Genomic DNA, 24,133 nt, shown 5'->3' with positions numbered 1-24,133 from the left:
CCCTGACCTGCGGCTTAGCCGCCCGGTGGAAGATCCGCCGTTTGCGAAGTGTCCGGTTTGTACATGCTGATGCGACGATTCGTACAATGCGCGCGGTGCGACTGTTCGTTTGCGACACTGGTGCTTTCGCGGGGTACTGTCCCATGTTTGTTCGGTTGGTCCTTGATGTCACTTCACGGCGTCTTGAGTGACCGGCCGCTAGGACACCCTCCCCCGCCTAGAAGGAACGTCGTTTTGGCCAGCAACACCCTCGGCGCGCGTCTGCTGCGACGCAAGCCCGTCTCCACCCTGATCGCCGAGAGCGAGGGCCACGACGCCCTTCCCGCCGGTGCGCCCGAGGAGGGCGGACGCTCCGGCATCCACCTGCGGCGTTCGATCGGCCTCTGGCAGCTGTCCTCGATCGGCATCGGCGCCACCATCGGCACCGGCATCTTCTTCGTCCTCAGCACCGCGGTGCCGTCGGCCGGCCCGGCCGTGATCCTGTCCTTCGTGATCGCCGCGGTCACCGCAGGCCTCACCGCGCTCTGCTACGCCGAGATGGCGTCCGCGATCCCGGTCTCCGGCTCCTCGTACTCGTACGCCTACGCCACCCTCGGCGAGGGCGTCGCGTTCGCGGTCGGCATCTGCCTGCTGATGGAGTACGGCGTCTCCGCCTCCGCGATCGCGGTGAGCTGGGCCGAGTACCTGAACAAGTTCCTCGACCTGGCCTTCGGGGCGAAGATCCCCGAGGCGCTCTCCGGCGCGCCGGACGGCACCCACTGGTTCAACCTGCCGGCGCTGATCCTGGTCGCGATGGTCTGCTTCCTGCTGATCCGCGGCGTGAGCGAGTCGGTGAAGGTCAACGCGGCCATGGTGGGCATCAAGATCCTCATCCTGATCCTCTTCATCGGCGTCGCCCTGACCGGCTTCCACTCCGGCAACCTGACCCCGTTCATGCCGCTCGGCATCGGCGGCGTCCAGGTCGCGGCCTCCAGCATCTTCTTCTCGTTCATCGGCCTGGACGCCGTGTCCACCGCCGGTGAGGAGGTCAAGAACCCGCGCCGGACCCTGCCGCTGGCGATCATCATCTCGCTGGTCGTGGTCACCCTGCTGTACATCCTGGTCGCCCTGGCCGGCATCGGCGCCCAGCCCTGGCAGAAGTTCGACGGCCAGGAGGCCGGCCTCGCCCAGATCCTCCAGGACATCACCGGCCAGAGCTGGCCCGCGATGGTCTTCGCGATCGGCGCGATCATCTCGATCTTCTCCATCACCCTCGTGGTGATCTACGGCCAGACCCGCATCCTGTACTCGATGGGCCGCGACGGCATGCTGCCCAAGCGCTTCGCCCAGCTCTCGCCGCGCACCGGCACCCCGGTCTGGAACACCATCGTGGTCGGCGTCGGCGTCGGCGCGCTGGCCGCCTTCATCCCGCTGGAGAAGCTGGCCGACATCACCAGCCTCGGCACGCTGATCGCGTTCTCGGTGGTCTCCATCGGCGTGATCATCCTGCGCCGCACCCAGCCCGACCTGCCGCGCGGCTTCAAGGTGCCCGGCTACCCGGTCGTCCCGCTGGTCAGCGTCGCCTTCTGCATCTACCTGATCACCGGCCTGCACGCCGACACCTTCGAGGCCGGCGGCGTCGCCCTCGCGATCGCCCTCGCGGTCTACTTCGGCTACAGCATCAAGCACTCCAAGCTGGAGCGCGCCGAGCAGCCCGTCGCGGCCGACACCCCGGCCGACACCAAGGCCGGCTGAGCATCGCGGACACCCGTGGACGGGGCCGCCGGACGGTGACGACACCCCGGCGGCCCCGTTCGTCCCTGTGGACACTCAGTCCGCGGACATGGCGACAGGGCCCGGCCGCCACCCATAACCTTCCACCATGGTGAGCACCCGCACGCCCGGCCACACCCGCCCGCGCGGCCGCTTCACCGGCCGTGGCGGGGCGCCCGTCCCGCCCGCAGCGGCCGGACCAACGACCGGACGCGACCGACCGCGCCGCCGCCTTCCCGCCCCGTCGTTCCCCCGTCAGCGTGGTGACGGCACGCCACCGCCACCGCCCGATCGGCTGAACCCCGCCCGGCTCGCCTCGCTGCGCCGCGTCCAGTTCCTCGGCTGTCTGATCGCCGCCGGCTGGGCCGCGGCCTTCCCCCTCGTCTCCGACCTGCCCAACCAGCGGCTGTGGGGCACCGTCGCGGCCCCCGCCTACGTCCTCGCCGGGCTGCTCTGCCTGGCTCTGCCGCGCCGGTTCGCGGCCCGTGCGGCGGCCGGGGCCGCCCTCCTGGGCGCCGTCCTGGTGCCCCTCGCGCTGCTGGCCCTGCAGGGCCGCCACCAGTCCGAGGTGATGGTGGTCGAGCGCTCGGCCCACCTGCTGCTCACCACCGGCAGCCCGTACCTGCCGCACCCGGTGGTGGTCACCGACTACAACCCCTACCTGCCGGCCATGACCCTGTTCGGGATGCCGCGCGCCCTGGTGGGCAACGGCAACCCGGTGGCGCAGGTGGCCGGGGACGCCCGGATCTGGTTCGCGCTGGCCTTCCTGGCCTGCCTGATGGCCAGCTGGCGGCTGCTGCGGCCCTCCCGGGACCGCGCCCCGCTGCTGCCGCTGGCCGTGCTCACCGCCTCGCCGCTGATCGCGCTCGCGCTGGTGGTCGGCGGGGTGGACCTGCCGTTGATCGGGGTCTGTTGCCTGGCGATGGCACTGGCCGAGCGGGACCGCACCATCGGGGCCGGGCTGGTCCTGGCGCTGGCCTGCACCCTGAAGTGGACGGCCTGGCCGGCGCTGCCGGTGGCCGTGCTGCTGCTCTGGCGGCTCTACGGGCGGCGGCCCGCCGCCCGGGCGGGGCTGACCGCGCTGGGCACGGGCCTGGCGGTGATCCTGCCCTCCGCGCTGGCCCGGGCGGACGCGCTGCGCGAGCAGGTGGTGCGGTTCCCGCTGGGGCTGACCGCGATCCAGACGCCGGCCGGAAGCCCGCTGCCCGGCAAGGTGCTGGCCGGGTTCGGGCCGACCGGGCACACCGTCTCGCTGGTGCTGATGACGGTCGGCGGGCTGGGGGTGGCGATCTGGCTGGTGGCCCGGCCGCCGGTCTCCGCCATAGCCGCCGCCGACCTGCTGGCCGCGGGGCTGGCGATCGCGTTCATGCTGGCGCCGGCCGGGCGGTTCGGGTACCTGGCCCTGCCGGTGGTGCTGCTGATCTGGCCGCGGCTGGCGGCCCGGCGGTGGAGCGGGCGCAGGCCCGTTCCGGCGAGCTGCCTGCTGGCCCGGCCGGAGCCGGTCCTGCCCCGGGGCTGACCGGGGCGGGACCGGGCGGGAGCGAGCAGGACCGGCCGGGGCGGGCGGCGCGGCGCCGGGGTCAGCGGTTGCCGGCCGCCTTGATGACGGAGGCGACGGCCGGACCGGCCGCGTCGGCGCCGTGGCCGCCGCCCTGGACCTCGGCGGCGATGGCCAGGTTGCCCCGGTAGGCGGTGAACCAGCTGTTGGTGGTCTCGACGCCGGTGGCCTCCGCCGAGCCGGTCTTGGCGCCCGCGTTGTCCGAGATCCCGTTCATCACGGCCTTGGCGGTGCCGTCCTTGGCGGTGGCCGCCATCATCGCCTTCAGCTTGGCGTCGGCGTCCGGGGACATGGTGCGGGCGGCCTTCTGCTGCGGCAGGTCGGCGACCAGGATCGGCTGCTTGAACTCGCCGCTCTGCACGGTGGCCGTGATCGAGGCGATGGCCAGCGGGTTCATCTGGATCTTGCCCTGGCCGATGGACTGCATGGCCTGCTCGTCCTTGTTGGCGCCCGCGTCCGGCACCCGGCCGTCGGCGTTCGGCAGGCCGGTCTTCCACTCCAGGCCGATGCCGTAGATGTCCTTGGCGGTGGAGGTCAGCGCGCCCGGCTTGAGGCTGGCCAGGCCCTGGTCGATGAACGCGGTGTTGCAGGAGATCATGAAGTCCTGCTGGAGCGTGTTGGTCGGGTAGGCGTCCGGGAAGGAGTTCGGGATCGCCTTCGGGTTGCTGCTCTTCACCGGGCAGGGGACCACGGTGTCCGGGTTGACGCCCGCCTCCAGCAGGGCCGTCGAGGTGACGATCTTCATCGTCGAGCCGGGGGCCAGCAGGCCGAGGAAGGCCCGGTTCTGGCCGGTGGCGGGCGCGTTGGCGAACGCCAGCACCTGGCCGGTGCTCGGCTCGATGGCGACGATCGAACCCTGCTTGCCGCCGAGGTCGGTCATCGCCTTCTCGGCGGCGGCCTGGAGCCCGTTGTCGATGGTCACCTTGAACGGCTTGGCGGGCTTGGGCTCGACGATGGTGAAGAGCTTGTCGGTGGCGCCCTTGCCGTCCGCGGTGGAGATGACCACACCGCTGCCCGCGTCGCTCTGGTCCTGGGCGGGCTGGAGCTTGCGGGCGTTGTCCTGGAGGGTGGCGAGCAGCGTCGGGGTGAGCGAGGCGCCCTGCAGCGCCTTGCCGTTGCGGTCGACCACGTTGCCGGGCGGGGCGAAGACCGGCTGGGTGGAGATCACCTCGCCCGCGCCGAGGTGCGGGTGGATCACCGACGGCGCCCAGTGCACGGCCGGGGTGTTGTCGCTCATCTTCACGACGCTCAGGAAGCCGTTGTAGTCCCACACCCGGTTGGTGCCCTCGAACTCGGCCCGGGCCTTGAAGCCCATCAGCACGCCGGCCGGGGCCGGGGAGGCGGAGGCGGACGGCGAGTCGGTGCCCGTCGCGGACGGCGTCGCCGCGGCGGAGGGCGAGCCGGTGGGCTTGGCACCGGGCGAGGGGGTGCCCGTCGAGGAGGCGAACGCGGCGGCGGTGGCCGGGCCGGACGGCGCGAGGGTCAGCCCGCTCGGCTTCACCTGGTCCTTGAAGGCGGTCAGCGCGGTGGTCGCCGCCGCCGGGTCGTCGGTCAGCCCGGCCGCCTTGGCGAGGTCACCGGCGGCCCAGGCCTCCAGGAAGTCCTTGGCACCGGCCGTCGCCTGCTCGGCGCTGGGAGGCTCGGCGACCACCGTGCGGGCCTTCTTGCCCTGCGGTGCGTCCGAGTCCGAGCCGCCGACGAGGCTGTACGCCCCGTACCCGCCGCCCGCGAGCACGGCGAGGGACACGCCGGTGATGATGCCGATCTTCGCGCCACTGCGCATGGTGCTCTTCCCCCAAGGGTCTGGCGACTGGCCGCTGCCGGAGGTGGCCGGAAAGCGCGTTCGGTCCTCAGCCTAGGCAGAGGTTTTCCGTGCCCCGACGAAATGCCCGGGTCTTGTGACGGATCTGGTACGTGTCGCGCACCACCTCGCCACGGTCCCCGCGCTCAGATCCAGCTGTTGAACCACATCCGCCTGCGCCAGTCGTCCATCGGAATCGTCTCCCCCGTGAACAGCGGGTGGAAGAAGAGAAAGTTCCACACGATCAGCAGCACCAGGAGGCCGGCCGCCGTCGAGCCGATGATCCGGCGGTCCCGGGACGCCCCGGACGGGCCGATCAGGGCGCCGACCAGCATGGTGACCGCGAGCACCAGGAACGGTACGAAGGCCACCGCGTAGAAGAGGAAGATCGTCCGCTGCTGGTAGGCGAACCAGGGCAGGTAGCCCGCGGCCAGGCCGCAGAGCACGGCGCCGGCCCGCCAGTCCCGCCGGGCGGCCCAGCGCCAGAGGCAGTACACCAGTGCCACCACGCCGGTCCACCAGAGCAGCGGGGTGCCGATGCCCAGTACCTCGCGGGCGCACTCGCTCACGGTGCAGCCGGCCTGGCCCTGCTTGGGGGACTCGTAGAAGAAGGAGACCGGGCGGCCCAGCACGAGCCAGCTCCACGGGTTGGACTGGTAGGTGTGCGGGTCGCTCAGGTGGGTGTGGAACTCGTAGACCGTCGAGTGGTAGTGCCAGAGCGCCCGCAGGCCCTCCGGTATCCAGCCGTAGTCGCTGTCCCGGCCGACCGCCCAGTCCCGGCCGTAGCCGCCCTTGCCGGGGACCGTGCTGCTGGCGAACCAGCCCCACCAGGAGGTGACGTAGACGACCGCGGAGACCACGACGACCGAGACGAAGGCCGGCACGACGTCCCGCACCAGCGTCCACAGGTACGGCCGGCCCGCTCCCGCCAGGCGGCGCGCGCCCGCGTCCCAGAGCACCGTCAGTACGCCGAACGCGGCCGCCACGTAGAGGCCGCTCCACTTGGTCGCGCAGGTCAGGCCGACGCAGACGCCGGCCGCGATCCGGTACGGGCGCCAGCCCAGGTTCAGCCGCTGGGCGGCCGCCGCGTCCGCGACGCCGCCGAGCCGTTCGGCGATCCGGGCCCGGGTGCGGTCACGGTCCAGCAGCAGGAAGCCGAAGGCGGCGAGGATCCAGAACATCACCACCAGGTCCAGCAGGGCCGACCGGCTGAGCACGAAGTGCAGGCCGTCCACGGAGAGCAGCAGCCCGGCCACGCAGCCCAGCAGGGTCGAGCGGAACAGCCGGCGGGCGATCCGGGCCACCATCAGGACGGAGAGCGTGCCGAGCAGCGCCACCGCGAACCGCCAGCCGAACGGGTTCATGCCGAACAGCTGCTCGCCGAAGCCGATGATCCACTTGCCGACCGGCGGATGGACCACGTAGCTCGGGTCCGGCCGGTAGGGCACCGGCGCGCCCGCGATGATCTGCTCGTTGGCGCCGTCCGGCCAGCTGATCTCGTAGCCGCCGTGCCAGAGCGCGTAGGCGTCCTTGGCGTAGTACGTCTCGTCGAAGACGACCGCGTTCGGCTGCCCCAGGCCGTCGAACCGCAGGAGCCCGGCGAACAGCGCCACCACGAGCGGGCCGATCCAGCCCGCCCAGCGGCAGAGCCAGGACCAGAGGGCCTCGGGCAGGGATATGCCGAGCCGCAGCAGCAGCGGCGAGGGCGCGACCCGGTCCGGCGTCACCCCCGGGCCGTCCGGCATCGGCGGCACCAGCCGCTCGGCGAGCGGGGCCGGGGGCGCGGGCGCGTAGCCGTACCGGGACAGGCCGGACAGCCAGGCCGGGCGCCCGGACCGCGGCTGCCCGGGCCGGGGCGCGCGCGGGGACGGGACGGCGGGGGACGGCTGGTCCGTCAGGACAGGCACGCCGACGCCACCCTGCGTGCTGTGGTCTGTACCGGTAGGCGTCTCTGCCGCCGTGTCGCCGTTCATCCGCCACATCGTAGGGGCGGTTCCCACCAGGGGAACGGCTCCCTCCGAAGCTGCCCGAATCGTCACCAAAAGCGCCGGGGGCGCCGTTGCTGGAAGGATGGGGCACGTGACAGGAGTACTGGTACTGGCAGGCACCCCCATCGGCGACGTCTCGGACGCCCCGCCCCGGCTGCTCAACGAGCTCGCCACCGCGGACGTGATCGCGGCCGAGGACACCCGGCGGCTGCGCCGCCTCACCCAGGCGCTCGGGGTGACCCCGGCCGGGCGGGTCGTCTCCTACTTCGAGGGCAACGAGGTCGGCCGCACCCCCGAACTGGTCGAGGCGCTGCTCGGCGGCGCCCGGGTGCTGCTGGTCACCGACGCCGGGATGCCCTCGGTCTCCGACCCCGGCTACCGGCTGGTGGCCGCCGCCGTCGCCGCCGACGTCAAGGTGACCGCGGTGCCCGGGCCGTCCGCCGTCCTCACCGCGCTGGCGCTCTCCGGCCTGCCGGTGGACCGCTTCACCTTCGAGGGCTTCCTGCCGCGCAAGACCGGTGACCGGGCCCGCCAGCTCGCCACCGTCGCCGCCGAGCCGCGCACCATGGTCTTCTTCGAGGCCCCGCACCGGATCGCCGAGGCGCTGGCGGCGATGGCCGAGGCGTTCGGCGCCGACCGGCCCGCCGCCGTCTGCCGCGAGCTGACCAAAACCTACGAGGAGGTCAAGCGCGGCCCGATCGGCGAGCTGGCCGCCTGGGCGGCCGACGGCGTCAAGGGCGAGATCACCGTGGTCGTCGCGGGCGCCCCGCCGGCCGCCCCGCAGGAGCTGACCCCGGCCGAGCTGGCCCGCCTGGTGGCCGTCCGGGAGGAGGCCGGCGAGCGGCGCAAGGAGGCCATCGCGGCCGTCGCGGCCGAGCTCGCGCTGCCCAAGCGGGACGTCTTCGACGCCGTGGTCGCGGCCAAGAACGCGGCGGTGGCGAAGCCCTGAAAGCCGGGGGTGCCGCGGTCGGCGAGGACGCGTACCTTGGAGAGAAGGCCCCGGGTAAACACCCTTTGAGCTGAAGCTTTGGCCGTGGTTTCGGGAGCGGACCCACCCTTTCGTATAGGGATCCCCAATCCGCGTCCAAGACTTCACAAGAGGGGCATCGGCCGGGGCGTTCCGGGCATTTCCTGGTTTGGAAAGACCCAGCCGGACGAGCGTCCGGCGGGCGCTGGGAGACGGCTATGAGCGAGACGATCGGTAGCCCTCGTGGTGGTAACGCGCTGAGCGACCCCGGCCTGACCGGCCGGCCGCACTCTCCCGTCGAGACCGTCCGGGAGGCCTACTCCTTCGCGTGCCTGAGCTGCGGGTACGGCTGGGAGCAGGCGTACGACATCGAGCACCACGTGGCCCGGGACGGGCACGTCGTGTTCGAGTACCACGCCAACGGTGTCCGGGTGCCGTCGCCGCTCCTCAAGCCGACCTGCCCGGGGTGCGGTGGCCACACCGTCCGGATCATGCGCGAGGGCCGGGTGACCGTCGCCGACCAGCCCTGGCACCACGCGCCCGGCTTCTCGGCGCACGCCGAGCCCGCCGGGGCCCCGGCGGCCGCACCCGCGGCCGCCCCCGCGGACGCGGGTGCGGACCGGCCGCGCGGGCGCCTGGCCCGGCTCTGGTCGCGGCTGACGGGCTGACCACCCCGGTGGTGACGGGGCCGTTCGGGAGGTGGCGGGAGCGCCGGTGACGGGGCCGCCCGCCGGGGAAACCCGGTCGAGGGCGGCCCCCGCACGCGATTAAGCTTGCCGACCATGGCGGCCACTGCAGAGCACAGCACCACCGGGGGCACGACCCCGGCGTACTACGTTTCCACCCCGATCTACTACGTCAACGATCGCCCGCACCTGGGCCACGCCTACACCACCGTGGCGGGTGACGTGCTGACCCGCTGGCACCGCCAGCGCGGCGAGAAGGTCTGGTACCTGACCGGCACGGACGAGCACGGCCAGAAGATCCTGCGGACCGCCGAGGCCAACGGGGTCAGCCCGCAGGAGTGGTGCGACAAGCTGGTCGAGGAGGCGTGGAAGCCGCTCTGGCAGCACCTCGACATCGCCAACGACGACTTCATCCGCACCACCCAGCAGCGGCACACCGACCGGGTGCAGGAGTTCGTCCAGGACCTGTACGACAAGGGCGAGATCTACAAGGGCGGCTACTCCGGCCCGTACTGCGTCGGCTGCGAGGAGTACAAGCTCCCGGCCGAGCTGCTCGACGGCGCCGCCGAGGGCGAGAAGCTCTGCCCGATCCACAAGAAGCCGGTCGAGTGGCTGGAGGAGGAGAACTACTTCTTCCGCCTCTCCGCCTACGGTCCGAAGCTGCTGGAGTTCTACGCCGCCAACCCCGGCTTCATCGCGCCCGAGTCCGCCCGCAACGAGGTGCTCCGCTTCGTCGAGCAGGGCCTCCAGGACCTCTCGATCTCCCGCTCCACCTTCAACTGGGGCGTGCCGCTGCCCTGGGACGACAAGCACGTCCTGTACGTGTGGGTGGACGCCCTGCAGAACTACATCACCGCCGCCGGCTACGGCAGCGACCCGGAGCGCTTCGCCGAGCTCTGGCCGGCCTCCGTGCACCTGGTCGGCAAGGACATCCTGCGGTTCCACGCCGTGATCTGGCCGGCCATGCTGATGGCCGCGGGCCTGCCGCTGCCCAAGCGGGTCGTCGCCAACGGCTGGCTGATGGTCGGCGGCGAGAAGATGTCCAAGTCCAACCTGACCGGCATCGCGCCCACCGACCTCACCTCGCACTTCGGCGTGGACGCCTACCGCTACTACTTCCTGCGGGCGATCCCGTTCGGCACCGACGGCTCGTTCTCCTGGGAGGACTTCACCGCCCGGTACACCTCCGAGCTGGCCAACGACTTCGGAAACCTGGCCTCCCGGGTGGCGGCCATGGTCGGCAAGTACTTCGACGGAACCCTGCCGGCCTCCGCCGCGCACGGTGACGCCGAGCAGGCCGTCGCCGACGGGCTGGTCAAGGCCGCCGAGGCGGCCGACCGGAAGATCGGCGAGGAGCTGGACTTCGCCGGCGGCATCGCGGCGGTCTTCGAGTTCGTCAAGCAGGTCAACGGCTACCTCACCGAGCAGGAACCCTGGAAGGTCGCCAAGACCGCGTCGTCGGAGGGGGAGGGCTCCGAGGAGGCCCGGGCCCGCCTCGCGACCATCCTCTACACCGCCGCCGAGGCGCTGCGCGCCACCGCCGTCCTGCTCAACCCGGTGATGCCCGCCACCGCCGAGAAGCTCTGGGACTCGCTGGGCGCCGACGCCGCCGGCCTCGGCGCACTGTCCGCGCAGACCATCGCCACCGTGGCGGACTGGGGCCGGCTGCCCGCCGGCGCCACCGTCACCAAGGGCGAGATCCTGTTCCCGCGTCTGGAAGAGAAGCCGGCCTCCTGATGCCGAAGAACGACGACGACCGGTCGACGCCGCCGCCACTGCCCGCCCCGCTGGCGGTGGCGGTCGCCGACTCGCACACCCACCTGGACATGCAGTCCGGCACCCCCGCCGAGGGCCTGGCGCGCGCGGCGTCGGTCGGCGTCACCACCGTCGTCCAGGTGGGCTGCGACGTGCCCGGCTCGCGCTGGGCCGCCGATCTGGCGTCCCAGTTCGAGCAGGTGCACGCGGCCGTCGCCCTGCACCCCAACGAGGCGCCGCGGATCCACCTCGGCGACCCCGACGGCTGGTCCGGGCAGCGGCGCCCGGCCGGCGGCGCCGCCGCACTGGACGCCGCCCTCGCCGAGATCGACGCGCTCGCCGCGCTGCCGCAGGTCCGCGCCGTCGGCGAGACCGGCCTCGACTACTTCCGCACCGGCCCCGAGGGCGTCGAGATCCAGAAGGAGTCGTTCCGCCGCCACATCGAGATGGCCAAGCGGCACGGCAAGGCCCTGGTCATCCACGACCGCGACGCCCACGAGGACGTCATCGCCGTCCTGCTGGAGGAGGGCGCCCCCGAGCGGACCGTCTTCCACTGCTACTCCGGCGACGCCGCGATGGCCAGGACCTGCGCCGAGCACGGCTGGTACCTCTCCTTCGCCGGCCCGGTCACCTTCAAGGCCAACCAGCCGCTGCGCGACGCCCTCGCCGCCACCCCGCTCGACCGCGTCCTGGTCGAGACCGACGCCCCCTTCCTCACCCCGCACCCCTACCGCGGCCGCCCCAACGCCCCGTACCTGATCCCGGTCACCGTGCGGTCGATGGCCGACACCCTGGGGCTGCACGAGGACGAGCTCGCCACCGCCATCGCGGCGAACACGGCGCGGGCGTTCGGGTACTGACCGCACAAACGTCGGAACCGGGAAGAACGATTCTGCACACCGCACTGTCCGCGATGCTGGTTGGCATGAGTGCAGTGAGGGAGGTGGCGTTGACCGCCGAGCCGATCAACGAACCCGTCGAGGAGCGCGTCGACTGGACCCATCCGCCGGCCCAGGGCTGGACGTACGAGCAGGCCAAAGGGTTCGACCTGCCGTTCGACCGGGACCTGGTGGACGGAGCCGTCGTGGTGCGGGGGCAGAGGAAGCACTGGCACGACCAGGTGCGCGACGAGTTGTTCGTGGCCCTGCGTGGAGCACGGGTCGCGCCGTACGCGGCGAACGTGGAACGCTGCGTGCTGCTCGACCAGAACAACACCACCAAGCCCGATGTGGTGGTCTTCGACAAGACCGGCCTGGACGTCTTCGAGCTCGAATGCCTTCCGCCCGAGTCCGTGGTGCTCGCGGTCGAGGTCGTCTCCCACCACACCAGAGCGAATGACCGCTTCCGCAAGCCCGGCCAGTACGCCGAGAAGGGGATCCCGTCCTACTGGCGCGTCGAGCGCGGCCTGGACAACCTCCCGATCGTCCACGAGTTCCACCGGGACGAGGAGAAGGGCGTCTACCTGCCCGTCGCCCAGCACGAAGGAGTACTGCGGACCGTGGTGCCCTACCCCGTCGAGATCGACCTCGCGGCCGTCGTCGAACTCTGAGGGCCCGTCGCGCCCGTATCCTTGGCGCGTGAGCACCACCGACCCCACCTCTGACAGCCACCTGCTGGGCGCCGCCGACATCCGGGAGCTGGCGGCCGCGTTCGGCGTGAAGCCGACCAAGCAGCGCGGGCAGAACTTCGTCATCGACGGCAACACCGTGCGGCGGATCGTCCGCGCGGGCGGGGTGACGGCCGAGGACTCCGTGGTCGAGGTCGGGCCAGGGCTCGGATCGCTGACGCTGGCCCTGCTGGAGGTCGCGAAGCACGTCACGGCGGTGGAGATCGACCCCGTCCTGGCACAGCACCTCCCGGACACCGTCGCCGCGCGGATGCCCGGCAAGGCGGACGCCTTCGACCTGGTGTTCAGCGACGCCATGGAGGTCACCGAGCTCCCCGGGCCGGCACCGACCGCGCTGGTCGCCAACCTCCCCTACAACGTTGCCGTGCCGGTACTGCTGCACATGCTGGCGACCTTCCCCACCATCGAGCGCACCCTGGTGATGGTGCAGAGCGAGGTCGCCGACCGGCTCGCCGCCAAGCCCGGCAACAAGGTGTACGGCGTCCCGTCGGTCAAGGCCAACTGGTACGCGGACGTGAAGCGGTCCGGCGCCATCGGGCGCAACGTGTTCTGGCCCGCGCCGAACGTCGACTCCGGCCTCGTCTCGCTGATCCGCCGCGAGCCGCCCACGACCACTGCCACCCGCACCGAGGTGTTCGCGGTCGTCGACGCCGCCTTCGCCCAGCGCCGCAAGACCCTGCGCGCCGCCCTGGCCGGCTGGGCCGGCTCCCCGGCCGCCGCCGAGCAGGCGCTCGCCGCCGCCGGCATCGACCACAAGCTGCGCGGCGAGATGCTGACCGTCGAGCAGTTCGCCGCGATCGCCGAACACAAGCCCGCGAAGCCGGAGTCCGAGTGATCACCGTACGGGTCCCCGCCAAGGTCAACGTCCAGCTCGGGGTCGGCGGCCTGCGCGCCGACGGCTTCCACGACCTGGCCAACGTCTTCTTCGCCGTCGCCCTCGGCGACGAGGTGACGGCCACCGTCGGCACGCCCGGCGACGGCGTCACACTCAGCTGCTCCGGCCCCGACGCCGCCGTCGTCCCGCTCGACGGCAGCAACCTGGCCGCCCGCGCGGCCCGGCTGCTCGCCGCCCGCCACGGCCTCGCCGACCCCGACGTCCACCTGCACATCGCCAAGGCCATCCCGGTGGCCGGCGGCATGGCCGGCGGCAGCGCGGACGGGGCCGCGGCACTGGTCGCCTGCGACGCGCTCTGGGGCCTCGGCACCCCGGCCGACACCCTGCTGGAGCTGGCCGCCGAGCTCGGCTCCGACGTGCCGTTCGCCCTGGTCGGCGGCGTCGCCCTCGGTCGCGGCCGCGGCGAGATCCTCGACCCGCTGCCCGCCACCGGCACCTTCCACTGGGTCTTCGCCGTCGCCGACGGCGGCCTCTCCACCCCGGCCGTCTTCCGCGAGTGCGACCGCCTCCGCGAAGAGGCCGGCACCGGCGCCCGCGACACCGACGTCCCCACCCCCGACGCCGACCCGGCGCTGCTCGCCGCCCTCGCCGAGGGCGACGCCGTCGCCCTCGCCGGCGCGCTCACCAACGACCTCCAGCAGGCCGCCCTCTCGCTGCGCCCCTCACTCGCCGCCACCCTGCGGGCCGGCACCGAGGCCGGCGCGATCGGCGCCCTGGTCTCCGGATCCGGCCCCACCTGCGCCTTCCTCACCAAGGACGCCGACGCCGCGGCCGCCGTCGCCGAGGCGCTGCGGGCGTCCGGCACCTGCCGCACCGCGCACGCGACGTACGGGCCGGTGCCGGGAGCGGCGGTGCTCGGCGGGTGAGGCGTGGGGCCGGGTGTCGGTTCTCGGCGGGTGACAGCGGTGCCGGGTGTCGGTTCTCGGCAGGTGAAGCGCGGGTCAGCGGCGGCGTTGCTCGGCGGGTGAGGGGGCCCGGGGCGGCCGACTAGGCTGGGGAGATCGGGGCCTTCCCCGAAAGGGGCGCGCCGCGACACCGGGGCGGCCCCGAGACCGCCGATCCCAGGAGCGCAGCACACGTGGCCGTCAATCTCGCCACCATCGAGTCCGTCACGAAGGTCTACGGCACCCGGGCCCTCCTGGACGGGGTCAGCCTCGGCGTCAGCGAAGGGGACCGGATCGGTGTCGTCGGACGCAACGGCGACGGCAAGACCACCCTGATCCGGATGCTCGCCAAGCTGGAGGAGCCGGACGGCGGCCGGATCACCCACTCCGGCGGGCTCCAGATGGCCGTCCTCACCCAGCACGACTCGCTCGACCCCGAGGCCACCATCCGGCACGAGGTGATCGCCGACCGCGCCGACCACGAGTGGCTCGGCGACGCACGCATCCGCGACATCATCGAAGGCCTCTTCGGCGGCCTCGACCTGCCCGGCTTCGCCGACGGCCTGGACACCGTGATCGGCCCGCTCTCCGGCGGCGAGCGCCGCCGGATCGCCCTCGCCAAGCTGCTCCTCGGCTCGCCCGACCTCATCGTCCTGGACGAGCCCACCAACCACCTCGACGTCGAGGGCATCGCCTGGCTCGCCCAGCACCTCCAGAACCGCCGCTCCGCCCTCGTCTGCGTCACCCACGACCGCTGGTTCCTCGACCAGGTCTGCACCCGGATGTGGGACGTCCAGCACGGCTCGGTGCACGAGTACGAGGGCGGCTACTCCGACTACGTCTTCGCCCGCGCCGAGCGCTCCCGGATCGAGGCCGTCGAGGAGCAGAAGCGCCAGAACCTCGCCCGCAAGGAGCTCGCCTGGCTGCGCCGCGGCGCCCCCGCCCGCACCTCCAAGCCGCGCTACCGGATCGAGGCCGCCAACGCCCTGATCGCCGACGTGCCGGACGTCCGGGACAAGAGCGAGCTGATGAAGTTCGCCAACGCCCGGCTCGGCCGGACCGTCTTCGAGCTGGAGAACGTCACGGTCAAGGCCGGCCCGAAGCTCCTGCTGGAGAACCTCACCTGGCAGCTCGGCCCCGGCGACCGGATCGGCCTGCTCGGCGTCAACGGCGCCGGCAAGACCTCGCTGCTGCGCGCCATGCGCGACGCGTACGCCTCCGAGGGCGACGTGCAGCCCGCGTCGGGCGTCATCAAGGTCGGCAAGACCGTGCGCCTGGCCTACCTCTCCCAGGAGGTCGCCGAGCTGGAACCGACCACCCGGGTGCTCCAGGCCGTCGAGCAGGTGCGCTCGCGCGTCGACCTCGGCAAGGGCCGGGAGATGAGCGCCGGCCAGCTCTGCGAGCAGTTCGGCTTCGGCAAGGACAAGCAGTGGACGCCCGTCGGCGACCTCTCCGGCGGCGAGCGGCGCCGGCTCCAGCTGCTCCGGCTGCTGATGGACGAGCCGAACGTCCTCTTCCTCGACGAGCCGACCAACGACCTCGACATCGAGACCCTCAACCAGCTGGAGGACCTCCTCGACGGCTGGCCCGGCTCGATGGTCGTCATCAGCCACGACCGCTTCTTCATCGAGCGGACCACGGACGTGGTGCACGCGCTGCTCGGCGACCAGAAGCTGCGGATGCTGCCGAACGGCGTCGACGAGTACCTGGAGCGGCGCGCCCGGATGGCCGCCGCGGCCGCCGCCTCCGCCGCCGCCTCGGCCCCGGCCTCCGAGCCGGCGGCCCCCGGGCTGTCGGCCGGGGACGCGCGGGCCGCGAAGAAGGAGATGCAGAAGCTGGAGCGGCAGATCGCCAAGCTGGACGAGAAGGAGTCCAAGCTGCACGCCCAACTCGCGGAGCACGCCGCCAACTTCTCCAAGGTCGCCGAGCTGGACACGCAGCTGCGCGCCGTCCGGGAGGAGAAGGAGGAGCTGGAGATGAGCTGGATGGAGCTGGCCGAGCAGGTCTGATCCCGGCCGGCCCCCGACCGTCCGGTCCGCACGGCCCGGCGCCCGGCGCGCCGGGCCGTGCGGCGTTCTGGGGCGCGGTCGGGCGTTGTACGTGTCAAGTTCGTACCGATCGCGCTCAGTCCTGCCATGGGCCCTGCCGGTCCGACGGAGGCGGTGGCTACGATGGCTGAGGCGACTGCCGTCCCCAGGGCGGGCGGCGTGCGCCGGGTACGACTGTAGGACCGAGAAGTTGACGGTGTGTTGCGGTGCGGCGGCCTCCGGCCCGCCCCGCACACGGGGGAGAGGTGGATTACGGTGGCAGACGCGCCTGCAGGCGACGGTACGGGGACGGCCAAGCCCGACGAGACGCCGTTCTCGCTCGGTGGCGACCACAGCAGCAACAGCTGGTTCGGCTTCGGCGCCATCTTCGGCGCGGCCGACTCCGTCGTGCGCGCCGTCCAGACGAACGCAAGCGCCTCGGATCTGGTCGCCGCGTTCGGCAGCAAGAACGTCCAGGTCGAGCTGGACACCCTGACGGCTTTCACGAAGAAGATCGAGGCGCTGCTCCAGGCGATGGAGGGGTCGGCGGCCGCGCCGTACAACCTCGAGGAACAGCGGCTGCACGCGGACAACTTCGGCAAGAACTTCTCGGAGTCCACCGATCTGACGTCGGCGTACCAGCGGGCTCACAACGAGCTCGTGAACATGCACAAGGTCTTCGTGAAGCAGATCGAGGCGATGCAGAAGTCGGTCACGACGGCCGCGGCCAACTACGCGGGCAACGAGGATCACGCGACCGCCGCCCAGCAGGCGGTTGCCAAGAACTCGGGCGTCGGCACGTCCTCGGGCGGCTCGGGTTCGACGACCGGCGGGATGTGACGGTGGCACGGCGCGACATTTCGACTGACACGGGGAGCATGTGATGGCAGGCGGAACGAACTTTCAGCCCATGGAGCACGAGCAGCTCAAGGCCATGGTCAAGGACACCGAGCCGGGGAAGGTGCTGAGCCGGGGAACCCAGCTGCAGTCGGCCGGTCGTGTCCTGAAGGACCTCAGCGCGGCGCTCAAGTCCCACGTCGACGGGATCCACTGGGAGGGACCGGCCGGCGAGAGCTTCAAGGAGTGGGCCAGCAACTTCCACAAGTCGGCGGCGAAGCTCGCCGACTACTCCACTGGCGTCGGCGACGCGATGCACCAGGCGGGTGAGGCGCTCAGCACCGCCAAGACCGCCGTGCCCGAGCTGCCGAAGACCGAGATCGCCCAAGTCGCCCGGCACAAGAACCAGACGGTCCCGTACCTCCCCTCGGACTTCGAGGCCAGGTACGGCGTCGGTGCCACCGTCGACTCCGTCATGAAGCAGGGCAACTCCAACTGGGTGACCGCGGCGGAGGCGGCCGCGGCGGAGAAGAAGGTCCAGCAGGAGCACCAGGAAGCCGTCAACCAGATGGTGAAGCTGGCGCAGGCGTACGACGCCGTGACCACCAAGCTGAACGCGCTGGAGACGCCGGCGGAGTTGCAGCCGCCGGGTGAGCGCGGCCGGGGTGGTACCGAGCACATTGGCGGCGGTGACAGCGGTGGGACCGGATCAGGCGGCAGCTACCGCACCCCGCACGGTGGGTCCGTCGGCGGCGGTGGCGGCAGTTACAGCCCGCCCGTCGGCGGAGGCGGTGGCGGGGGCTCGGTGACGCCGCGTCCGCCCGCGACCGTCCCGCAGGGGCCGAGCGGTCCGGGACACGTCGACCCGACCCCGCCGCACAGCGGTCCGCAGCTGCCGTCGGACCCCGGCACGCCCACCCCGTCCCCGGGTCCGTCGTACCCGACGGACCGCCCCGGGACCGATCTCAACAGCCTGCCGCCGGCCCCGACCCTGCCCGGCCAGACCGGTCCGTACACGCCGGGCGGCCCGGGCAGCCTGCCGCCGGGGGTTCCCGGTGGCGGGCCCGGCTACCCGAACGGCCCCGGGGGCAGCGGCCCCTTCCAGGGCCCCGGGCCCGTCCCGTTCAACACCGGCGGCACCATCCAGCCCAAGAGCACCGGCCCGGGCCCGAGCAGGACGAGCACCTTCGGCGGGGGCAACCTGCAGTCGAAGAACGGCACCCCCGGCCTCCCGAGCGGCGGGACGGTCTTCGGCCGTGACGGCCAGGCGGGCCGGTCCGGCGGTGGCGGCATGAACAACCCGGGCGGGGGCGGCATGCACCCCGGCGGCGGTCACGGCGGCGGTGCCGTCGGCGGCGGTTCGCGCGGTCGTGGGCTGACCTCGACCGGCGGCGGTACGGTCGGCGGCCGCAAGGGGCCGACCGCGAGCGGCGAGTTCACGCCGGGCGGCACGGGCCTGCGCAACCGGGCCGGCGCCGCCGGAGCCGAGGGCGGGTCGCGTTCGGGCCAGAACGGCATGATGGGCGGCCCCATGTCGGGCGGCGGCACGGGCAAGAACGAGCGGGAACGCCGCAACCGGGCCGACTACCTGCACGAGGACGAGGAGACCTGGACCAGCGGTACGCCGCAGAGCAACCCGAACGTGATTGAGTAGGACTGCAATGGCTGCCCGGCCACTGGGTTCATCCCGGTGGCCGGGCAGACCTGTCCGGGGCGCGGTCCTCGGCCGACGGGGAGAGCGACGAGGGAGCTGTGATGCGGCGAACTGACATGTGGGTGCGTGGTCGGGGGTTCGCCGCGGCGCTCCTGGCTGCTGGTGTGGTTGCCGGACCGGCGGTGGCACCGGTGGCCGCGGATGATTCGATCCGTGGTCAGCAGTGGCACCTGGATGCCATGCACGCACCGGAGATGTGGAAGACCACCAAGGGTCAGGGCATCACGGTCGCGGTGATCGACAGTGGTTTCATGCTTGATCACCCGGATCTGGTGGGGCAGTTCCTGCCGGGCAAGGACTTCAGTGGCCTCGCCGGCGGTGTCGGGGGCTTCGTCAACGAGCACGGCACCGAGATGGCCAGTCTCATTGCGGGGTCCGGCAAGGGCAAGGGCGGCAATGGTGCGTATGGCCTTGCTCCAGGCGCCAAGCTTCTTCCGCTGAGGATCAAGACCGGTGCCGGCGGGAATACGGTCAGCTCGTCCGAGTTCTTCGACCAGATGGCTCAGGCCATTACGTACGCTGCTGATCAGGGAGCCAAGGTCATCAGCATCTCGCAGGGCGAGGCTGCGGATTTCGCCTCCTCCGATGACGTGGCCAAGGCCAACACCGCCATTGCGCAAGCGCGGGCCAAGGGCTCGTTGGTGGTCGCCAGCGTCGGGAACTCCGGTCAGACGGACAACGCGGTGGAGTACCCCGGGGCGCTTCCCTACGTGGTCGGGGTCGGTGCGGTCGACCAGAACAGCACGACCACGGCCGAGTCGGAGCGGGGACCGCAGGTTGATCTCGTGGCGCCCGGAATCGACATGGTTGACGCCTGCCCGGGCGGGTCGGGCTACTGCAAGGGGCACGGAACGTCGGACGCCACCGCGATCGTGTCCGCATCGGCGGCGCTGCTCTGGTCCGTGCATCAGGACTGGACGGCGAACCAGGTCCTGCGGGTGCTCATCAACACGGCCGGCAAGCCGACCGACGGATCGCAGCGCACCGATGCCGTCGGCTATGGCACGGTTCGCCCGCGGATCGGGCTGACGACTCCGGGCGACCCGGGCCCGGCGGACGTCTACCCGATCCCCGAGATGCAGGCCGGGACCCCTTCCGCTTCCCCGTCAGCGGCGGCGTCCTCGCCGGCGACTTCCCCCTCGTCGGCCGCGCCGTCGGGCTCGGCGTCGGCCGGCGCCGGTGCCGCGCCGAGCGCGGGCAGCACGCCGGCGGGTGTGCCGTCTTCGCCGTCACAGGCCGACAAGGCGTCGGACTCGGGCAGTTCGCTGCCGATCGTCGCCGCGGTGGTCGGCGGGCTGGTGCTGGTGGCGGGGGTGGTGGTCTTCGTGCTGCGGCGGCGGGCGTCCGGCTCCCGGCAGCCCGCGGTCGAGGCCCCGCCGATGCCTCAGCAGACCGGGCCGGGTGTGCCGCCCGGGCCGCCCGGGCCGCCGTCGTACGAGCCGCCGGCTCCGCCGAGCGACAACCCGTACGCGCGGTAGGGGCGCTGCGACCGCCCGGTCACCGGATTCACCCGGTGGCCGGGCGGCGCCGTTCCGGGGGCGGGTCGGACGGCGCACGGCGCCGGGCGCAGGCGCGGCAGAGGACCGGCGTGCGCGGGCGGGGTGTGCGCGGGTGTCACCCGGGTGGGCGCTGTTGCGAGGGTGGGCCGGTCGCCAGGGTGGCGGTATGGATACGCAGGACGCCCGGCGGGCGGCGCAGTTGCGGAGGGCCGCGGCGGCGGCGCTGATCGGTACGGCAATCGAGTTCTACGACTTCTTCATCTACGGGACGGCGGCCGCGCTGGTCTTCGGGCCGGTGTTCTTCCCCGGACTGGGCGCGGTGGGTGCGCTGTTGGCGTCGTTCTCGGTGTACGCCGTGGCGTTCCTGGCGCGGCCGCTGGGGGCGGTGGTGTTCGGGCACTTCGGGGACAGGCTGGGGCGGAAGGCGACGTTGGTGGTGTCGCTCTTGCTGATGGGGTTGTCGACGGCGGTCGTGGGGGTGCTGCCGGGCTACGGGGTGTGGGGGTGGTGGGCGCCGGTGGCGCTGGTGGTGTTGCGGGTGTGCCAGGGCGTCGGGCTGGGCGGGGAGTGGGGCGGGGCGGCGCTGCTGATCGCGGAGAACGCGCCGGCCGGGCGGCGCGGGCGGTACGGGGCGTTTCTGCAGCTCGGGCCGACGCTCGGGTTCGTGCTCGCCAACGGGGTGTTCCTGGGGCTGCAACTGGCGCTGGACGAGCGGGCGTTCCAGGGGTGGGGCTGGCGGGTGCCGTTCCTGGCGTCGCTGGTGATGGTGGCGGTGGGGCTGTTCGTGCGGCTGCGGCTGGAGGAGACGCCGCTGTTCGCCGCGGAGGCCGGGCGGGTGCCGGAGCGGCCGCCGGTGGTGGAGGTGTTGCGCGGGCACTGGCGGTCGGTGCTGGTCGGCTGCGGGGTGATCACCGTGGGGTACGCGATGTTCTACCTGACCACGACCTTTGCGCTGGCGTACGCGACGACCGGGCTTGGGGTGTCGAGCAGGCTGGTGCTGTCGATGCTGCTGGCGGGCGGCGTGGCGATGGGCGGGACGGTCTGGGCGAGCGCCCGGGGCAGCGACGGATGGGGGCGGCGGCGGACGTTGCAGGTGGCGACGGGGCTGGTGTTGCTCTGGTCGCCGCTGCTGTTCCCGCTGTTGGAGACGGTGCGCCTGCCGCTGATGTTCGTGGCCCTTGCAGGGTCGATGGTGGTGCTGGGGTGTCTGTTCGGGCCGGTGGCGGCGTACCTGCCGGAGCTGTTCCCGACCCGGGTGCGGTACACGGGGGCCGCGCTCACGTACAACCTGGGCGGGGTGGTGGGCGGGGCGACCACGCCGCTGGTCGCGACGAGGCTGACGGACACGTACGGCACGGCGGAGCCGGTCGGCTGGTACCTGGCGGCACTGGGGGTGGTGGCGCTGTTCTGCCTGCGGCTGCTGCCGGAGACCAGTGGCACGGACCTCGCGGTGGCCGGGGCGGACGGCGGACGCCGCCGGGCGCCCGTTCTGGGGGCGGATCCGGCGGCGTAGCCCGCGGGGGTGGGGCCGGGGCCGCGTGGCCTCCGGGGAGCGGGTCAGGCGGCCTGGGCGGCGCGGCCGGCCAGCAGGGTCGCGGTGTGCTGGGCGACCCGGCCGCCGAGGTGCTCGGCGGTGGCGATGTCGGCCTTGTGCACGGTGTCGGTGCCGCCGTCGGCGGGGGTGGAGGCGGCGGCGCCCGCGAAGAAGCCGAGGCGGTTGAGGTCGTCCTCAGTACCGGCGGAGGAGTTCCAGCCGGGCTTGAGGCCCAGGTTGACCCAGCTCATGCCGTGCTGGGCGGCGAGGGTCTGGAAGAAGCCGAGGGTGCCGGCCTTGTCGCCGCTCTTGGAGGCGGAGTTGGTGAAGCCGGCGGCGACCTTGTCCAGCCAGGCGTCGCCGAACCAGCGCTTGCTGCTGGCCTCGGCGAAGGTGTGGAAGGCGCCGGAGGCGGTGCCCATGTAGGTGGGCGAGCCGAAGATGATCGCGTCCGCGGCGTCGAGCCGGGCCCACTGCTCGTCGGTGATGGTGTCGACGGCGACGGAGACGACCTCGGCTCCGGTGGCGGCGGCCCCGCGGGCGACGGCCTCGGCTATCACGGCGGTGTGGCCGTAGCCGGAGTGGTAGGCGATGGCGACGGTCGGGCGGATTGCGGTCATGGCGGGTGCTCCTCGCGGAAGGGCGGACGGAAAGAGCCGAAAGCGGCAGGCGGGGCAGGGGTGGAGCGGGGCAACAGGAGGCGGAGGCCGCCGTGCGGCCGCCGCGGTCTCTAATATAGACCAGGTCTCTATTGGTTACCAAGGATGGATGGGAGACCTACGGCTACCCTGGGGGGCATGACGACGAACGAGCAGGTGCCGGCCGGGTCCGAGCAGGACCAGGCGTGCGACGTCTTCGCTCAGCTCTGTCCGAGCAGGGACGTGTTCGCCGAGCTGGCGGACAAGTGGTCGCTGCTGATCCTGATGGGCCTCGACCAGTGCGGTCCGCAGCGGTTCTCCGAGCTCCAGCGCGCGGTGGGCGGGGTCAGCCGGAAGATGCTCACCCAGTCGTTGCGCTCGCTGGAGCGGAACGGGCTGGTGCGGCGCACCGTCCATCCGGAGATCCCGCCGCGGGTGGTCTACGACCTGCTGCCGCTCGGCCGGCAGCTGGCCGGGCTGGTGGTGCCCGTCGGACGCTGGACGGAGGAGCACGCCCCCGTCATGCTGGCCGCGCGCGAGGAGTTCGACCGCGTGCACACCGGGGATTGAGAGGGGCGGACCGGCTCCGGGGGCGGGGCCGGGAGCCGATTTCCCTTCCCGGTCGTCGGCCGTGTAATGTCTTCCTTGTTCGAGCGAGCGAGTGAGCAAGCGAGAACAGCAGGGAACAGGCCCCTATAGCTCAGTCGGTAGAGCGTCTCCATGGTAAGGAGAAGGTCTGCGGTTCGATTCCGCATGGGGGCTCAAGTGAAGGACCCTCGCCCAACGGCGAGGGTCCTTTTCGTTTTCTGGTCCGCGCGCCCGGACCGGCGCCGTCGGCGAGGCGGCCTAGCGGGCCGGGCCCGGAATGCGCTGTGATGGTGCGTCATCGGCCGCCCGCCCCACCGGGTGCGGGCGCGGGCCGGACCCCGACCGGGAGGGCGTCATGGGTGTTCGACTCGTGGTGGCCGACGACCACCGGCTGCTGGCCGAGGCGCTGGCCACCGCACTCCAGCTGCGCGGCCACCGGGTGCTCGCGGTCGGCTCGCCGGCCGGCTCCGCGGCCGACATGGTGGCCGGGCGCCGGCCGGAGGTGTGCCTGCTCGGGGTGGCCGGGCCGGGTGAGCCGGGAGCCTTCGACGTGCTGCGCCGGATCCGCCGGGAGCGGCCCGAGGTGGCCGTCATCGTGCTCGGGCCGGTCGGTGAACTACGCGGTGTGGCGGGCGCGTTCGCGGCGGGCGCGGCGGGGTACGTGCCCAGTGACGAGCGGATCGAGGTGGTCGAGCGGGCCATCGCGCGGGCCCGGGCCGGGGAGGCGGCGGTCGCCGTGGACGTCCTGCGCGGCGCCTTCGACCAACTGCTCTGCCCGGCGGCCGAGTCGGACGACGAGGCGGTCCGGTTGCTGCGGCTGCTGACCCGCCGTGAGGTCCAGGTGCTGGCCCGGATCGCGGACGGCGAGGACACCGCGGCGATCGCCGCCGGGATGCGGATCGCGGCCAGCACGGCGCGGACGCACGTCCAGCGGGTGCTGATGAAGCTCGGCGCGCGGACCCGGCTGGAGGCCGCGGCGGTGGCGGCCCGGACCGGGCTGCTCGACCGGGTGGCCCGGGACTGAGCGGCGGGGCCGAACGGCACGGGGCCGAACAGTGCGGGACGGAACGACGGGCCCGGGGCGGCGGGGCCGGCCGGGGGCGGGCGGCGGTCCGGAGCACTCCCGGTGGCCAGGGAGAATAGGCCCCAGTCGTACGTCACCGATGGCCCGCCGAGGCGGCGGACCATCGCCCGCTGGAGGTCGCATCATGAGTAAGTACCTGGTCACGGGTGGCGCCGGATATGTCGGCAGCGTCGTCGCCGCCCACCTGTTGGAGGCCGGGCACCAGGTGACCGTCCTGGACGACCTCTCCACCGGTTTCCGGGAGGGCGTGCCGGCCGGTGCCGAGTTCGTCCGGGGCCGGATCCAGGAGGCCGCCGCGG

General features: G+C 72.7%; 20 protein-coding genes and 1 tRNA gene. 18 read left to right on the top strand and 3 right to left on the bottom strand.

Annotated features, from left to right (window positions below; all coding sequences use genetic code 11):
* Positions 1 to 165 precede the first annotated feature (165 nt).
* Complete coding sequence (locus ACFC1F_RS00105) at positions 166 to 1,734, top strand: amino acid permease (RefSeq protein WP_376154809.1); 1,569 nt, start codon at positions 166 to 168, stop codon at positions 1,732 to 1,734.
* Positions 1,735 to 1,861: 127 nt separating this feature from the next.
* Positions 1,862 to 3,271 (top strand): glycosyltransferase 87 family protein, encoded by a 1,410-nt coding sequence (locus tag ACFC1F_RS00100; protein ID WP_376154591.1) that lies wholly within the window; start codon positions 1,862 to 1,864, stop codon positions 3,269 to 3,271.
* A gap of 61 nt (positions 3,272 to 3,332) precedes the next feature.
* Here the strand turns inward: ACFC1F_RS00100 and ACFC1F_RS00095 are convergent, their stop codons facing one another.
* Both ACFC1F_RS00095 and ACFC1F_RS00090 read right to left on the bottom strand, forming a co-directional pair.
* Entirely contained in the window at positions 3,333 to 5,093 is a 1,761-nt protein-coding gene (locus tag ACFC1F_RS00095; protein WP_376154590.1) for a penicillin-binding transpeptidase domain-containing protein, read from the bottom strand.
* A 164-nt stretch (positions 5,094 to 5,257) separates the two neighbouring features.
* Complete coding sequence (locus ACFC1F_RS00090; RefSeq protein WP_376154588.1) at positions 5,258 to 7,084, bottom strand: dolichyl-phosphate-mannose--protein mannosyltransferase; 1,827 nt, start codon at positions 7,082 to 7,084, stop codon at positions 5,258 to 5,260.
* 106 nt (positions 7,085 to 7,190) lie between these two features.
* On the opposite strand from ACFC1F_RS00090, the gene rsmI reads away from it, so the two are divergent.
* The 12 genes from rsmI to ACFC1F_RS00030 all read left to right on the top strand — a co-directional run bounded on the left by rsmI (position 7,191) and on the right by ACFC1F_RS00030 (position 21,503).
* The gene (gene rsmI, locus ACFC1F_RS00085; RefSeq protein ID WP_148643203.1) at positions 7,191 to 8,048 is read left to right on the top strand and encodes a 16S rRNA (cytidine(1402)-2'-O)-methyltransferase; all 858 of its coding nucleotides are present in this window, start codon (positions 7,191 to 7,193) and stop codon (positions 8,046 to 8,048) included.
* A 236-nt stretch (positions 8,049 to 8,284) separates the two neighbouring features.
* Positions 8,285 to 8,734 carry a hypothetical protein gene (locus ACFC1F_RS00080; protein ID WP_209413052.1) on the top strand — a complete coding sequence of 150 codons (450 nt, stop codon included), beginning with the start codon at positions 8,285 to 8,287 and terminating at the stop codon, positions 8,732 to 8,734.
* Between the two features lie 114 nt (positions 8,735 to 8,848).
* Positions 8,849 to 10,489, top strand: a complete 1,641-nt coding sequence (metG, locus tag ACFC1F_RS00075) for a methionine--tRNA ligase (protein WP_209413053.1) — start codon at positions 8,849 to 8,851, stop codon at positions 10,487 to 10,489.
* Positions 10,489 to 11,367 (top strand): TatD family hydrolase, encoded by an 879-nt coding sequence (locus ACFC1F_RS00070; protein WP_376154586.1) that lies wholly within the window; start codon positions 10,489 to 10,491, stop codon positions 11,365 to 11,367. Before metG ends, ACFC1F_RS00070 begins: the two co-directional genes overlap by 1 nt.
* A 65-nt stretch (positions 11,368 to 11,432) precedes the next feature.
* Positions 11,433 to 12,056: a Uma2 family endonuclease gene (locus tag ACFC1F_RS00065; RefSeq protein ID WP_376154584.1), complete on the top strand. Its 624-nt coding sequence runs from the start codon at positions 11,433 to 11,435 to the stop codon at positions 12,054 to 12,056.
* A 28-nt stretch (positions 12,057 to 12,084) separates the two neighbouring features.
* Complete coding sequence (gene rsmA, locus ACFC1F_RS00060; RefSeq protein WP_209413055.1) at positions 12,085 to 12,969, top strand: 16S rRNA (adenine(1518)-N(6)/adenine(1519)-N(6))-dimethyltransferase RsmA; 885 nt, start codon at positions 12,085 to 12,087, stop codon at positions 12,967 to 12,969.
* Positions 12,966 to 13,895 carry a 4-(cytidine 5'-diphospho)-2-C-methyl-D-erythritol kinase gene (locus ACFC1F_RS00055; protein WP_376154583.1) on the top strand — a complete coding sequence of 310 codons (930 nt, stop codon included), beginning with the start codon at positions 12,966 to 12,968 and terminating at the stop codon, positions 13,893 to 13,895. Before rsmA ends, ACFC1F_RS00055 begins: the two co-directional genes overlap by 4 nt.
* A gap of 212 nt (positions 13,896 to 14,107) precedes the next feature.
* On the top strand, positions 14,108 to 15,922 hold the full coding sequence (locus tag ACFC1F_RS00050) for an ABC-F family ATP-binding cassette domain-containing protein (RefSeq protein WP_376154582.1): 1,815 nt from the start codon (positions 14,108 to 14,110) through the stop codon (positions 15,920 to 15,922).
* Between the two features lie 294 nt (positions 15,923 to 16,216).
* Positions 16,217 to 16,780, top strand: coding sequence for a hypothetical protein (locus ACFC1F_RS00045; protein ID WP_376154580.1), 564 nt, complete (start codon positions 16,217 to 16,219; stop codon positions 16,778 to 16,780).
* Positions 16,781 to 16,850: 70 nt separating this feature from the next.
* Complete coding sequence (locus ACFC1F_RS00040) at positions 16,851 to 18,431, top strand: WXG100 family type VII secretion target (protein WP_376154579.1); 1,581 nt, start codon at positions 16,851 to 16,853, stop codon at positions 18,429 to 18,431.
* Between the two features lie 101 nt (positions 18,432 to 18,532).
* Positions 18,533 to 19,969: a type VII secretion-associated serine protease mycosin gene (gene mycP / locus ACFC1F_RS00035; RefSeq protein WP_376154578.1), complete on the top strand. Its 1,437-nt coding sequence runs from the start codon at positions 18,533 to 18,535 to the stop codon at positions 19,967 to 19,969.
* Positions 19,970 to 20,156: 187 nt separating this feature from the next.
* On the top strand, positions 20,157 to 21,503 hold the full coding sequence (locus ACFC1F_RS00030) for an MFS transporter (RefSeq protein WP_376154576.1): 1,347 nt from the start codon (positions 20,157 to 20,159) through the stop codon (positions 21,501 to 21,503).
* A 44-nt stretch (positions 21,504 to 21,547) separates the two neighbouring features.
* On the opposite strand, the gene ACFC1F_RS00025 is transcribed toward ACFC1F_RS00030, so the two are convergent.
* Positions 21,548 to 22,144 carry a flavodoxin family protein gene (locus ACFC1F_RS00025; protein WP_209413060.1) on the bottom strand — a complete coding sequence of 199 codons (597 nt, stop codon included), beginning with the start codon at positions 22,142 to 22,144 and terminating at the stop codon, positions 21,548 to 21,550.
* Positions 22,145 to 22,321: 177 nt separating this feature from the next.
* Here ACFC1F_RS00025 and ACFC1F_RS00020 point away from each other — a divergent pair, with 177 nt between their 5' ends.
* The 4 genes from ACFC1F_RS00020 to ACFC1F_RS00005 form a co-directional block, all read left to right on the top strand.
* On the top strand, positions 22,322 to 22,732 hold the full coding sequence (locus tag ACFC1F_RS00020; RefSeq protein ID WP_376154574.1) for a winged helix-turn-helix transcriptional regulator: 411 nt from the start codon (positions 22,322 to 22,324) through the stop codon (positions 22,730 to 22,732).
* 119 nt (positions 22,733 to 22,851) lie between these two features.
* A tRNA-Thr gene (locus ACFC1F_RS00015) sits at positions 22,852 to 22,924 on the top strand.
* Between the two features lie 181 nt (positions 22,925 to 23,105).
* Positions 23,106 to 23,774, top strand: a complete 669-nt coding sequence (locus ACFC1F_RS00010; protein WP_376154572.1) for a LuxR C-terminal-related transcriptional regulator — start codon at positions 23,106 to 23,108, stop codon at positions 23,772 to 23,774.
* A 184-nt stretch (positions 23,775 to 23,958) separates the two neighbouring features.
* Positions 23,959 to 24,133, top strand: a 175-nt coding sequence (locus ACFC1F_RS00005; RefSeq protein WP_376154807.1) for an NAD-dependent epimerase/dehydratase family protein, incomplete at its 3' end; no start/stop codon positions are given.

The sequence above is a fragment of the Kitasatospora sp. NPDC056181 genome, assembly GCF_042266225.1.
Classification (GTDB): Bacteria; Actinomycetota; Actinomycetes; order Streptomycetales; family Streptomycetaceae; genus Kitasatospora.
The sequence above is the reverse complement of the archived record's forward strand: the minus strand, read 5'-3'. Positions and strand labels throughout refer to the sequence as shown.